Origin of the sequence: Streptomyces noursei ATCC 11455 (assembly GCF_001704275.1) — a bacterium.
GTDB lineage: Bacteria > Actinomycetota > Actinomycetes > Streptomycetales > Streptomycetaceae > Streptomyces > Streptomyces noursei.
On sequence record NZ_CP011533.1, the window covers coordinates 9420386 to 9432843 of the forward strand.

At 61.9% G+C, this 12458-nt stretch carries 10 protein-coding genes and 7 pseudogenes; 9 read left to right on the plus strand and 8 right to left on the minus strand.

Translation table 11 applies throughout. The features are described from left to right. Nucleotides 1-219, plus strand: a pseudogene (locus SNOUR_RS43955) (integrase core domain-containing protein); the annotation flags it as partial. Nucleotides 220-249: 30 nt separating this feature from the next. After that, nucleotides 250-804 carry a hypothetical protein gene (locus SNOUR_RS47565; protein WP_312636298.1) on the plus strand — a complete coding sequence of 185 codons (555 nt, stop codon included), beginning with the start codon at nt 250-252 and terminating at the stop codon, nt 802-804. Nucleotides 805-845: 41 nt separating this feature from the next. Here SNOUR_RS47565 and SNOUR_RS47570 read toward each other — a convergent pair. Further along, nucleotides 846-1223, minus strand: a pseudogene (locus tag SNOUR_RS47570) (helix-turn-helix domain-containing protein); the annotation flags it as partial. 65 nt (nt 1224-1288) lie between these two features. Here SNOUR_RS47570 and SNOUR_RS46750 point away from each other — a divergent pair. The 3 genes from SNOUR_RS46750 (at nt 1289) to SNOUR_RS40220 (ending at nt 4957) form a co-directional block, all read left to right on the plus strand. After that, nucleotides 1289-3097 carry a hypothetical protein gene (locus tag SNOUR_RS46750; RefSeq protein WP_159426041.1) on the plus strand — a complete coding sequence of 603 codons (1809 nt, stop codon included), beginning with the start codon at nt 1289-1291 and terminating at the stop codon, nt 3095-3097. Nucleotides 3098-3465: 368 nt separating this feature from the next. Then, entirely contained in the window at nt 3466-4683 is a 1218-nt protein-coding gene (locus SNOUR_RS40215; RefSeq protein WP_312635599.1) for an ISAs1 family transposase, read from the plus strand. Next, nucleotides 4667-4957: a transposase gene (locus SNOUR_RS40220; RefSeq protein WP_067357230.1), complete on the plus strand. Its 291-nt coding sequence runs from the start codon at nt 4667-4669 to the stop codon at nt 4955-4957. The genes SNOUR_RS40215 and SNOUR_RS40220 overlap by 17 nt, the downstream gene beginning before the upstream one ends. A 64-nt stretch (nt 4958-5021) precedes the next feature. Here SNOUR_RS40220 and SNOUR_RS40225 read toward each other — a convergent pair. The 5 genes and pseudogenes from SNOUR_RS40225 to SNOUR_RS49375 all read right to left on the minus strand — a co-directional run. Next, nucleotides 5022-5535, minus strand: a pseudogene (locus SNOUR_RS40225) (transposase family protein); the annotation flags it as partial. A gap of 61 nt (nt 5536-5596) precedes the next feature. Next, nucleotides 5597-6145: a transposase family protein gene (locus SNOUR_RS40230; RefSeq protein WP_079143228.1), complete on the minus strand. Its 549-nt coding sequence runs from the start codon at nt 6143-6145 to the stop codon at nt 5597-5599. Beyond that, nucleotides 6121-6264, minus strand: a pseudogene (locus SNOUR_RS49370) (transposase family protein); the annotation flags it as partial. The pseudogene SNOUR_RS49370 and the gene SNOUR_RS40230, both read right to left, overlap by 25 nt. A 494-nt stretch (nt 6265-6758) precedes the next feature. Beyond that, nucleotides 6759-7563, minus strand: a pseudogene (locus SNOUR_RS40235) (transposase family protein). Between the two features lie 97 nt (nt 7564-7660). After that, the gene (locus SNOUR_RS49375; RefSeq protein ID WP_067357233.1) at nt 7661-7987 is read right to left on the minus strand and encodes a transposase family protein; all 327 of its coding nucleotides are present in this window, start codon (nt 7985-7987) and stop codon (nt 7661-7663) included. A gap of 171 nt (nt 7988-8158) precedes the next feature. Between SNOUR_RS49375 and SNOUR_RS49690 the strand changes: the two are divergent. Continuing rightward, nucleotides 8159-8350, plus strand: a pseudogene (locus SNOUR_RS49690) (transposase); the annotation flags it as partial. Between the two features lie 562 nt (nt 8351-8912). Here the strand turns inward: SNOUR_RS49690 and SNOUR_RS48825 are convergent. Further along, nucleotides 8913-9224 (minus strand): hypothetical protein, encoded by a 312-nt coding sequence (locus tag SNOUR_RS48825; RefSeq protein WP_312635607.1) that lies wholly within the window; start codon nt 9222-9224, stop codon nt 8913-8915. Here SNOUR_RS48825 and SNOUR_RS46765 point away from each other — a divergent pair. Continuing rightward, on the plus strand, nt 9219-9923 hold the full coding sequence (locus SNOUR_RS46765) for a transposase (protein ID WP_312635609.1): 705 nt from the start codon (nt 9219-9221) through the stop codon (nt 9921-9923). The two genes, SNOUR_RS48825 and SNOUR_RS46765, sit on opposite strands and share 6 nt — an antisense overlap. Here SNOUR_RS46765 and SNOUR_RS40250 read toward each other — a convergent pair. Beyond that, complete coding sequence (locus SNOUR_RS40250; RefSeq protein ID WP_067357235.1) at nt 9913-10392, minus strand: transposase family protein; 480 nt, start codon at nt 10390-10392, stop codon at nt 9913-9915. The two genes, SNOUR_RS46765 and SNOUR_RS40250, sit on opposite strands and share 11 nt — an antisense overlap. A 357-nt stretch (nt 10393-10749) precedes the next feature. Between SNOUR_RS40250 and SNOUR_RS43975 the strand changes: the two genes are divergently transcribed. Both SNOUR_RS43975 and SNOUR_RS43980 read left to right on the plus strand, forming a co-directional pair. Further along, a complete protein-coding gene (locus SNOUR_RS43975) occupies nt 10750-11829 on the plus strand; it encodes a M64 family metallopeptidase (RefSeq protein ID WP_159426045.1) in 1080 nt (359 codons plus the stop codon). A 95-nt stretch (nt 11830-11924) separates the two neighbouring features. Beyond that, a pseudogene (locus SNOUR_RS43980) lies at nt 11925-12336 on the plus strand (transposase family protein); the annotation flags it as partial. Nucleotides 12337-12458: the final 122 nt, after the last annotated feature.

Below are 12458 nucleotides of genomic sequence, written 5' to 3' on the forward strand. Positions count from 1 at the left end.
GCCGCCGAGGCGTTCAACTCGCTGATCAAGGTCGAGTACATCCACCGGCACCGTTTCCGGACCCGGGCCGAGGCCCGCCTGAAGATCGCGACGTGGATCGCGGACTTCTACAACACCAGACGCCGGCACAGCCGGGCTGGCGGTCTCCCGCCCGTGGAGTTCGAGCGGATGATCCGTCAGCAACGCCAAGCCGCCCGCGAGAAGCGCGAAGCGGCGTGAGACAGGACTCTACGTTCCCGGGGGATTGACATGCGCCGCCTGCCCTGGCGGGACATCGCCCTGGACCACTACGAGCGCACCCGTGCCCACCACCGCCTGGAGATCCGCAGGCTGAAGACCGCGGCCTTCGCCCACATCGACTATTCCGACGCGGCCCAGGCCCTCCAAGTTGTGCGCTGGCGCAAGGACTTCACCAGCGGCAGGCTCACCATCGAACGCGTCTACCTGATCACCAGCCTGCCGCCCGGCGCCGTGAGCGGCGCCCAGCTCGCCGAATGGATCCGAGGGCAATGGAAGATCGAAAACCTGTTACACCACGTCCGGGACCGCACCTTCCGCGAGGATGACTCCAAGATCCACGTCGGCCGGCTCCCTCGCGTCATGGCCGGCCTGCGCAACCTCGCCATCAGTGTTCACCGCCAGGATGGACGCACCAACATCGCCGCCGCCCTACACGAAGCGGCCCGCGACTGGAACCGCCCCCGGCCGCCCTCGGCCTCACCGGATGAACCCGGACAGAAAGCGATCATGCAACGGCCCCTGCCTGTGACCTGGTCGGAGCGGACGCCGACGGCCCGCTTGTAGGGCCGCTGAAAAGTCAGGCCCCACCGCTTGAGGCACTTGCCCACCCCGGGCTCGGTCAGCCGCACCCGGTACAGCTTCGCGATCAGGTCACCGACCAGGCGCCGGGTCCACAACTGGCCCACCAGCCCCACATCACAGGGCCGCTGATCGAGAACCGCCTGCCGCACCGCCGCCTGTTTCGCCTCGCACAGTACCTGGTGCACGCCCACCGGCCGGCCTTTAGGCCGGGCAAGCAACGCGTCCCGGCCTCCGGCCTGCCACTTCACCCACCAGCTGTCCACGGCCTTGAGCGACACCCCGAAAACCGCCGCGACATCCTCGCGGTCCCGCCCCGCCACCAGCGCGGCCACCGCCCGCAGACGCAGAACCTCCTGCGCTGACGGCGGCAGATGCCGCGCGTCCCCCACCAGATCACTCACACCCAGCTCAACGGCCAAGAATCAGAAGTGTTTCGGATCAATAAAGGATGGGCCGAGGAGAGACCATGAGGAGATATGCTTCGATTTCGGTGAGTGTAGTGGCTTCGGCAGTAAGTGCGTCTTTAATATTGCCAGCAGGGACAGCCTCTGCATTTACCAGGGTAATTCAATCGCGTCACACTAAGGTTTGTGGATCGAGTCGACTCAACATCAATGATGCGGAGGAAGAGAAAAAGGGTGTCGTCACCTTTAATGGCTGTGATCAGAACGTAAGCAGCGATTCGGCGCTAGTTGATAAGTATAACTGGACGGAAGAAAATGAAGGCTCCCATGTAAATTTTCGGCCGTCGGATTGTGACGTCACGTTCGAGAATGATGATAGGCAGGCCCGCGTAAAGTGTAATCAAAATGACCATTTCTCCATGGCTGAGTTGTACGTTAGCGCGCGGGGTGCGGATTCTGCGACTGAAGGGCCTGGCGCAAAATTTGAAGGCCGCATAATGATTCCGGCAGACGGTTCAGAGTGGCTCTTGGAACCGAAGAATTTTAAGATTAAGGAGGCTCTTTCTGGGCCCGGTAGCAGCATCCTCGGCATTTTGCCAGTGGAAGGTATGCCCGATGAAGCGTGTCACTACAGTCGAATTAAGACCGATAATCTTTTTGTGGTCCCAGATTTCCTCCTGCCAGATACGTCCGCTGGTGGGTGGCACACAATAAATCAAGGGCGAGCAGGAAAGGGTCAGCCTGTAATTAACGGGACGCAATATCTTGAGCTGCTCAAGAGTGCTGACAGTAAGCTTAAGAACTTCCTAGACAGTCGACCATCAGGGGCGTTTAAGACGTCCAATGGTGGCGTAGTTTCAAGCGATGAAGTCGCACAGGCTTTCCGGGGGTTTGCAACGGAGGTAGCGGTTGACCTTGTCAGGAATCCACTCCAGGCGGCGAATTTTACTGCACACAGCGCTGCGGGCAATTTACTCGCAGGCTGGGGACTTTATGCAACACTTTCGGATAACAGCGCAATTGCTGCTGATAAGGTTTCTGCATATACCGGAATGGGGGCCGCGGTAGTTGACGCCGCAACCCCTTTTGCTAAACGCGCATTTGCGAAATTTACGGGAGGTTCGGCTTCACGTATCGCGATAAGTGCAGGTAAGCTGGTCCCCTATGCGGGATGGGTGTTAGGAACCGCATCGGATGGTGCTGCGCTGGCCAGCTCTATCACTAAGGGGGATAGCTCGGGAGTCGCTATAGATGGAGCCGCCTTTCTTGGCAGCTTCCTTCTGCCCTGGTTCCCACCGGCTGCGTTGTTATATATACCGTCATTAATTAATGCCCTCGATAGCGCCTTGGCCACCCCCGGCGTGCCCTCCCTTACTGTCGATGGAATGAATGCTTTTGCGGCGCCAGTGTTAACCGAGATGGTTTCGGATGTTACGAGTCCTTCTGATGCCGAGGTCACTCAAATTGTGGGATCGGCCGGCTATGCGGACTTCGTATATTCAAATATCAGCGGCGGGGAGCCCGGTAATGACTTTGGCGCTTACGTTAAAGACATTGCGCGTGCGAAGGGTAAGAGTAAACTAGATTCGATGAGGGAGCATCCAGAAGCATATTACGACCTTTTTGAGAGCGTGGTGAACGTTTGGGTCGACGAGGCGACAATTCCACTTGCGAAGCGAATTGCGGAGGGTGGAAATCCGTTCACCCTTTGGTGGGACGCCGGTAGGCACTATAAGGATGCTTTCAAGAAGGGAATAAAGAAGAATAAGTCCTATATCATCGATGCCTTCAAGCGGAGTTTGGACCTCAATGAAGAAAAGATACTTAGCCGCTGGGGTGATAAGGCGGAGGAAGTAGCTCGCTCTTGGTGATCTGTGGCAGCGCTAAGGTGTGCTCCATGGTTAGACTTTGACATACTGGGCGATCTGCTGGTTGCTGCGTTATCCAGCAAGGACGAGGAGGGTTATGCAGAACCCCTGAAAAGGCCGCTGTCGACCTGCATAAAGTAACGCGCCCCGCTCCTGGAGCCTTTTCCAACCTGATGTGGTTGGTGGGGGTGTAGGCAGGGGTCCTTGCGAGATCGAAGATCGTCCGGTTCGCCGGAGTTGTCGTGAAGCAGGGTGAGCGTCCTGGTTCGGGCAGAAGGGGAGCGCAGTACAGGCACGGCCTCGGTGATCATGTGGGTGTCGAAGTCCCATGAGCGCTTGGTGAGTCCGTGCCTGCATCTGCATGTTCCCGCATGCCTGCCGCGCTGGAACAACTGGCCCCGGTTTCTGCTCCGGTCCCGCTGATGGACGCGGTCCGTCTGTCCGTATTCCTGGATCTGGTTCCCGATCCACGCGGCTGCCGCGGACGCCGCTATCGGCTGTCGGCGCTGGTGACCGCTGCCGCGGCGAGTGTCCTGGCCGGCGCCCGCTCGCTCATCGCGATCACGGAGTGGATCAGCGACGCACCGGCGTGGGCCTGCCGGACCCTCGGCTTCCCCGTCGATCCGCTGACCGGACAGGTCCGCGTTCCGCACCCGCATACGCTGCGACGCCTCCTCGTGCAGCTCGACGGCGATGCCCTGGACACCGCGATCGGCGCGTTTCTCACCGCCCGCGCCACCCCGGCCGGGCCCGGACTGCGCGCGATCGCGGTCGACGGCAAGGCCCTGCGTGGCTCGCGCACCTCCACCACCGGCTACGTCACCCTGCTCGCCGCAATGGACCACACCGGCACCGTCCTCGCCCAGCGCCAGGTCGCCGACAAGAGCAACGAAATCCCCGCGTTCGCCCCGCTGCTGGACAGCGTCGACCGGACCGGCACCGTGATCACCGCCGACGCGCTCCACACCCAGCACGCCCACGGCGCCTACCTCCGAGCCCGCGGCGCCCACTACATCGCGCACGTCAAGGCGAACCACCCCACCCTCTTCGACCGCGTGCGCCGCCTGCCCTGGCGGGACATCGCCCTGGACCACTACGAGCGCACCCGTGCCCACCACCGCCTGGAGATCCGCAGGCTGAAGACCGCGGCCTTCGCCCACATCGACTATTCCGACGCGGCCCAGGCCCTCCAAGTTGTGCGCTGGCGCAAGGACTTCACCAGCGGCAGGCTCACCATCGAACGCGTCTACCTGATCACCAGCCTGCCGCCCGGCGCCGTGAGCGGCGCCCAGCTCGCCGAATGGATCCGAGGGCAATGGAAGATCGAAAACCTGTTACACCACGTCCGGGACCGCACCTTCCGCGAGGATGACTCCAAGATCCACGTCGGCCGGCTCCCTCGCGTCATGGCCGGCCTGCGCAACCTCGCCATCAGTGTTCACCGCCAGGATGGACGCACCAACATCGCCGCCGCCCTACACGAAGCGGCCCGAGACTGGAACCGTGAGGAGCCCCGAAGTTCTCGGACAGCGGTCCCCATAGGATCGAAGTCCAGAACGACGGAGAGAGCACGTGGCACAGAAGCGTAGGAAGTTCAGTCCCGAATTTAGGGACGAGGCAGTCCAGATGGTGGTTGTGGAGTCCCGCCCGATCGCTGAGGTCGCCCGAGAGATACAGGTGAACGAGGGAACGCTGGGCACCTGGGTCAGCCGGTACAGGCAGGAGCACGCTGGGGAGGAGCCCCCGCTGAACATCAGCGAACGTGCCCGCCTTCGCGAATTGGAACGTGAGAATCGGGAACTCCGTATGAAGACCGAGTTCTTGGGAAAAGCTGCGGCCTTCTTCGCCCAGGAATACCGGTGACGGAGAAGTACGAGTTCATCGACGGCGAGAGGCCTATTCACGGGGGTTTCAACCATCGTTATGTGACGTCACATGAGGCGAGAGTCTCGATGATGCGGTGGGTCCGGGCGGCCTTGATGTCGTGGACGGCCCCTGGCAACGGGGGGTGAGGGCCACAGGATTTGACCGAAGGGATCGGCGATGACCTGCACGTTCATGCCGTGCCGCTTGTGTTTCCCGGAGTGGTACGGGCGGTCGGCGGCGATGCGGTCGATGGGGAGCAGTGTCCCGTCGAGGATCACGAAAGCCTTGCCTGCCGCGGTCTCCATCGCCTGCTGCAACGTCGGTGCAAGGGCCGCCAGAACATCGATACCCTCGTGGACGTAGCGGCAGACGGTGGCGGTGCCGATCGCGAAACCCGCTGCAAGGCGGGCATAGGTATCCCCGCACCGCAGATACGCCAGGACCAGCAGAGCCTGACGACCTGCAGTCAACCGCCGCCACCGCGTCCCGATCTCCTGACGGTGCACCCTCAGCTGTCCGGCGAGGAACTGCAGGGAGGCGCTGGACAGATCGATCGCCGACGGATAGACAAGCACACGAAGCTCCTGGTGGACATGGTTGATCTTGGTCGACAACCCGAGGTCTATTCACGGGGTTTCACCAGCCTTTCTTGTAGAAAGCGAGGGCGGTGACGGTCTTGGTGACGAGAGTGAAGCGTGTGAGGGGGCCGCGGTAGCGGGTGGCGAGAATCTTCCAGTTCTTCAAGTGTGCGATGGCCCGTTCGACTGTGGCTCGGAGCGTGTTGACGGAGCGGTTGGCTATCTTGTCCCCGGCGGATTGTTCCTGGCCGGGTGGCTTGCGTCTGGGTGTGAGGAGTCCGGAGCCGATGTAGCCCAGGTCGCCGATGCCCTCGCGTTCGGCGAATGCCTCGGGGAAGTGGGACTGGCGCCAGGCGTGGATGTCGTGCCGGCTGCCGGGCACGGGGGCGGAGACTGCGAGGAGGTCGCCGGCGAGGGTGGCGGCGACTGCAGGCTGAATCCGGTGTCGCGGTGTTTGCCGCAGAACATCGTGGTGCCCTGGGTTGTCCAGTCCCACGTCGTGACCAGGGTGCCATCGACCAGGACGATCCGCCCGGCAGACGCCTTGGCCGGATCGGGAACGTGGCGGGCCAGGACCTTCTCCACCACCGGCAGCAGGGCCGTCCATCGTCTGGCGACAGTGGCCTGGGAGATCCCGAACAGTTCTGCGGCCGCCTCCTGGACTGGGTTCTGCCGCAGCAGGAACAGCACCAGCACCACCGACTTGTACAGGCCCAGCGCCCACATCCGCCCCGGTGACACCGGCGGATCCGGGTCCTCCACGAGCTCTTGGTGGACCCGTGTGACCAGCCCATCAAGTTGATCGGCATCCAGCCCTGTCGTAACGTTCCAGCCCAACGGCCCTGCCCCGGTAGAAAACTGACGTCGTCGCAAACGTCACGCTACCCAGCAGGGCCGCCCTCGTGATCAAGAACAGCAGGCCGAAAACCTCCGTGAATAGACCTCCCCGTCTACCAGGAGCTTCACCACTGTGTACAGCACCCCACCCCAACCCGAGGTTGGAAAAGGCTCAGGACCGTTAAATCCCCTTCTCCTGAATTCCTGCCCGGTCAGCCAGCTGCGAGGGTGAGGAATGACAACTCGCTGACCTTAAGCTGACGTGCCACACGGCGCCGATTAGTGGAGATCTGCCAAATTCCCGGAAAAGACTAGGGGAATACGATGGAACGACACAAATCGCCCAGGCATCCACCGATTCAATCCCTATCCATGAACCTCTTTCATCCTGAGTAGTCGCAGGTCAGGAGCGTGTGAACGGCCTGGACGATGCGGCTGATGCGGTTGGTTGAGCATCGTGCCTGGCGGAGGGTCCGCCATTGCTTGAGTTGGGCGAAGGCGCGTTCGCCTGGTGCTCGGAGGCGGGCGTGGTCGCGGTTGAACAGTTGGTAGTGGTCGGGTTGTTCGCGGTGGTTTTTGTAGGGGGTGCGGACGGTTGCGCCGGCGCCTTGGTAGGCGCGGTCGGCCAGGACGAGGATCTGCCTGGTGAGGCAGGCCTGGACGATGCCGTGAGCCCGTGCCGCGGTCAGGTCGTGGGTGCGTCCGGGCAACGCGCGGGAGAACCACAGTGGAGTGCCGTCTGGGGACGCGATGACCTGCACGTTCATTCCGTGCCGCTTGTGTTTTTGGCTGTAGTACGGCTCGTCTGCGGCGATGCGGTCGGTGGGGATCAGTGTCCCGTCAACGACGACGAAGTCGCCCTCACCCAGGCCCACCAGGGCCTCGCGCAGGCCGGGTGCCCACGAGGCGAGGATCATCAAGGTCTCGTCCACGTACCGCCAAGCCGTCGCCTCCGATACCCCGAAACCGGCTCCGACCTGCGCGAACGTCTCGTTCTTCCGAAGGTGCGCCAACACCAGTAGGGCCTGCTTGAAGCAACCGAGCCGTCGCCAGGGCGAGTTCAGCTCCTGCCGGCGGGCATGGATCAGCCAGGAAACGTGCTCAACGAGTTCGTGCGGGACGTCGAGCATGGAAGAATACGGAACCAACAGGGCTCCTCGGACGCTGCGTGATGAGTGATGTCACCACAGCAACGACCAGGGGCCCTGTCTTGTCACCAACTCCCCTCTGACCAGGCATTTCACCCTCGCAGAGGCAGGATGAAAGAGGTTCCATGAAGCCTTTTTCACGTGTAGATCATGAGGGTGAGGATGGCTGCGGCGACTGACGTGAGCTTGTTCGGGCTGATGCGGGCGTGGCGGAAGATCCGCCACTGCTTGATCCGGGAGATCGTCCGCTCGACCGGCGCTCGCAGTGCGGCGTGGACCGTGTTCGACTTCTTATGTTTGTCGGGGAGTTCGGTGCCCCGGTGGCGCTTGATGGGTGTGATCACGGTGCCGCCTGCGCCCTGGTAGCCCTTGTCCGCCAGGATCTTGAGACTCAGTTGCTCGCAGACGTCGACGATGCCGTGCTCACGGGCGGCTTTGACGTCATGCGTGACTCTGCTGCGCAATTCGCTGTGGGGCAGTGGGTGTTGGCGAGATGATTGCCCTGGTGGTCGTTTTCTTGTCGTGCGGCCGCTGGGGAGATGATGCGGATGTCGTTGCGGGTGAAGGGGCTGCCGGAGATTCCGGAGCAGACTGTTGTGGTGGCCCGGGCGGCGTTCCCGAAGGGGAGCCTGGCGATGCGGGTGCGGGACCGCTTGGCGGAGGTCTTCGCCGACGAGCCGTTCACCGGTGCCTTCGGGGTCCGTGGTGCCCCGGGGATGGCGCCGGCGGTGCTGTCGCTGGTCACGGTGCTTCAGTTCGCCGAGAACCTGACCGACCGGCAGGCTGCCGCGATGGCCGTCCGTGCGATCGATTGGAAGTACGCGATCGGGGCGGAGTTGACCGATACCGGCTTCGACCCCAGCGTGCTGGCCCGCTTCCGCGGTCGGTTGGCCGGGCACGGCCTGGAGCGACTGGTGTTCGACCGGCTGGTGGACCACTGCCGCGATGCCGCCCTGGTCGGTGCCGGTGGCAAACAGCGCACCGACTCCACCCATGTCATCTCCGCGGTGCGGGATCTGAATCGGCTGGAGCTGGCCGGGGAGAGCGTGCGGGCCGCGCTGGAGGCGCTGGCGGTCGCGGCCCCGACCTGGCTGGCCAGCCAGATCAATGTCGCCGAGTTCGCCCACCGCTACGGACCGAGGATCAACGGCTGGACCATGCCCTCGTCCCAGGCCAAACGGGACCACCTGGCGCAGCTGTTCGCACAGGACGGCTACGCGATCGTGCGGGCCGCCTACGATGCCGGCGCCCCGATATGGATTCGTGAGGTCGAGGCGGTGCAGATCCTGCGGCAGGTGCTGGTGCAGACCTACTACCAGCGCACCGACAGCCGGGGCGGGAGGCGATCACCAAGCGGGACACCGACCAGGGGGCGTCCCGCCCGGCAGATTACGCCTGGCCTCTCCCTACGACCCCGACGCACGCTGGGCGGCCAAGGGCGAGGAGTTGTTCTGGTGCGGCTACAAGATCCATCTCACCGAGAGCTGCGACACTCCTCCCGAAGCCGAAGCCGAAGCCGAAGCCGAAGCCGAAGCCGAAGCCGAAGCCGAAGCCGAAGCCGAAGCCGAAGCCGAAGCCGAAGCCGAAGCCGAAGCCGAAGCCGAAGCCGAAGCCGAAGCCGAAGCCGAAGCCGAAGCCGAAGCCGAAGCCGAAGCCGGACGGCGTGCCGGACCGCGGCCGAACCTGATCACGGACGTGCACACCACCGACGCGACCGTGCCGGATGTGAAGGCCACCACCGGCATCCAGCAGCGCTTGGCCGAGCGCAACCTCGCCCCGGGCGAGCACTACCTCGATGCCGGCTACCCCTCGGCTGACCTGGTCACCGCAGCCGCGAAGAACGGCATCACCATGATCACCCCGCTGATGGCCGACCACTCCCCGCAAGCCAAGGCCGGTGCCGGATACGCCAAGGGTGAGTTCCGCATCGACTGGAAGTCCCGAACCGTCTGCTGTCCCGAAGGATCCACCAGCATCGGCTGGCATCCCGTCACCCAGCACGGACACGACGCCATCGTCGTCGAGTTCGACCGATGGGACTGCCGGGCCTGCCCCGCACAGAAACGATGCACCACCTCGGCCCGCGGCTCCCGCATGCTCACCCTCCGCCCGAAAGAAGCCCACGACACCCTCACCCGAGCCCGCACCGAACAGAAGACCAAGACCTGGAAGGACACATACGCGCTGAGGGCGGGCATCGAGGGCACGATCAACCAGACCCTGGACGTCACCGGCCTGCGTAGGGCCCGCTACCGCGGCCTGCCGAAAGTCCGCCTCCAGCACGCCTTCTCCGCCACCGCAATCAACGTGGTGCGGCTGGACGCCTACTGGACCGACCACCCCCTCGGCCGCCAACGCACCAGCCACCTCGAACGCCTCGCCTACCAACTCACCACATAGACCTCACCAATTGCGCAGCAGAGTCATGCGTGCCACTGGGCAGGGCTGGCGAGAGCCACAGCAACTTGCCTTTGTCCGCGGTGATGGCCTGGAGATTCACGCCTTCACGGCGGACCTTGCCGGAGAAGTGGCCGGGGGCCTGGACTCGGTCGGTCTCCGCGACGGTGCCGTCAAGGAGTACGTACCTGTCGGCGTGATGGCTCGTCAGGGCTTCCGTCAATGACGGAGCGAACTTGGCGAGGCACTCGATCGTGTCGTTGGTGTAGCGCCAGGCGGTGGCCACGCCGATCCCGAAGCCGGCCGCGAGCTGTTCGAGAGTGTCGTGCTTACGCAGGTAGACCAGGGCACAGCGAGCCCGGTCATACGGACGCAGTTTGCAGTTCCGCTCACCATCACACGCGACGATGACCATCGTCACCAGCTCAAGGAGCTCTTCCTCGACATCGCATGCGGCAGGATAGAAGAACACGGGGCATCTCCGCAGGTCAGGCTAGTTGTGGTGACCTGCCAAACCAGCGGGGTGCCCCGTTCGTCACGCCGCCCGTCAACGCGCTAACCCCACCTCACCCGCCAGCCGTACAAATGGAAAAGGCTTATGGGGTTGAATCTGATTAAACTTCTTCAATTCGGCTCACGATCGAGTGAAAACGGCGAGGGCGTCTCGGTCGGCCAACGTCTCAAATCTTGAGATCGGGAGGGTTATTCGCATGGATAGCCCCCAGGAAACCCCCTCGCCCATCACAAGGTTGATGCGAAGCTACGGTACACAGATGAAAATAGATTGCCTTCAAGGTGAAGGCGATGCAACCCAGAAATGTGGTTTAAGATGAAATTACAGCAACAATCGCGGCGGGTTACTCGAATGTTTCTCGCGGCGGGCGTTACAGCAACTTTTACCCTTGCCTCCTCTATGCATTTCGCCAGCGGCGAGCCAATGGAAAAGAAGATAATTCAGAACATCGAATACTTCACAAAGTCGGGCGGCCATCCAAATTTTGCCAAAATGCGCACTCCTTTCCGTTCTACCTCCTTGTCTGCGCGCGACGATGTTGAGGTCACTCCAATACTTGAAAATGGCCCGGCCGACGACAAGCTTGACTATGTATTTATAGGTGATGGGTTTACTCAGGATCAACAGAAAGAATTTCAAGAGGCAGCAACTAAGGCATGGGATGAAGTGGCAAAAATTGAGCCCTTCCGTTCCCATCTAGGACTATTTAACGTATGGGCCGTCAATGCCGTATCTCCAGAGTCTGGCGTCTCCGGAGATACGACCGAAGGAGCCGTGAAGAACACCGCAGTTGGATCAAAGTTCTATTGCGTTCCTGGTGCAGAAAGGGTAATGTGTGCCGACCCGGAAGCGGTGGAGTCGTATGCAAGGAGGGCGCCTGGCGCTGATGCTGTTGCGGTGCTGGCAAATTCCACTAAATATGGTGGCGCAGCCAGCCAAGTGAACTCGAGCGTCGGGTATAAATCCATTGTTGTCATCTCAAACACCGATAGCGCCGGTCAAGTCCTTGCCCACGAGTACGGACATTCTGTTGGCGACCTCGCGGACGAATATGACTCATATAATGGCGAAGCAAGCACTCCTTATGACGGGCCTGAGCCTACAGAAGTCAATGTTACCAAGCTGGGCGAGACTCAGATGGCAGATCAGAGTCAGAAATGGTATCGCTGTATCGGTAAAGAATCTCCGGACGGAGGAAAGATAGGGGCCTATGAAGGCGGTAAATATCAGACGAAAGGAATATTTCGACCGACGGAAGATTCGCTGATGCGATCCCTTGGGCGCGAGTTCAATTTACCTGGACTGGAAGCCATGATTGCAGGATTCTACCGTTATGCGAAGCCAGTTCCTGGAATTCCGAGAAGCGAAGGAGTTTGTTACCCGGATTTAAGATAGGGGAGTCACTGAACCTCTTTCATCCCGCCTCTGGAAGGGTGAAGGAGCAGGTCAGAGGGGGTGGGGGTGACGAGTCAGGGCCCCTGGTCGTTGCTGTGGTGACTTCACTCATCACGCAGCCTCCGAGGGGCCCTGTTGGTTCCGTATTTTTCCATGCTCGACGTCCCGCACGAGCTCGTCGAGCATGTCTCCTGGCTGATCTACGCCCGCAGGCGTGAGATCAACTCGCCGTGGCGAAGGTTGGGTTGCTTCAAGCAAGCCCTGCTGGTGTTGGCGCATCTGCGGAAGAATGAGACGTTCGCGCAGGTCGGAGCAGGGTTTGGTGTGTCGGAGGCGACGGCCTGGCGGTACGTCGACGAGACCCTTGACCTCCTCGCCTCCTGGGCACCGGGCTTGCGTGAAGCCCTTGTCGGCTTGGGTGAAGGGGACTTCGTCATTGTTGACGGCACCTTGATCCCTACCGATCGGATAGCCGCGGACGAGCCGTACTACTCGCAGAAGCACAGATACGGCAGCCGTAGTTCCGGTGTTTCTGCAGGTCAGGTGGGATTTCGGGGGCTGGGTGGGGGTATGGGTGCGGCCACCGTGATCATGAAGCTTTGTGACGAGTCATCAAGAGACGGTGGCCG

Excerpts from the sequence above, each read along its gene's own strand:
- SNOUR_RS40230 (WP_079143228.1), bottom strand. The coding sequence starts at position 6,145 with ATGGACGGCCCTGCTGCCGGTGGTGGAGAAGGTCCTGGCCCGCCACGT.
- SNOUR_RS40215 (WP_312635599.1), top strand. The coding sequence starts at position 3,466 with ATGCCTGCCGCGCTGGAACAACTGGCCCCGGTTTCTGCTCCGGTCCCG.
- SNOUR_RS47565 (WP_312636298.1), top strand. The coding sequence starts at position 250 with ATGCGCCGCCTGCCCTGGCGGGACATCGCCCTGGACCACTACGAGCGC.
- SNOUR_RS43975 (WP_159426045.1), top strand. The coding sequence starts at position 10,750 with ATGAAATTACAGCAACAATCGCGGCGGGTTACTCGAATGTTTCTCGCG.
- SNOUR_RS46750 (WP_159426041.1), top strand. The coding sequence starts at position 1,289 with ATGAGGAGATATGCTTCGATTTCGGTGAGTGTAGTGGCTTCGGCAGTA.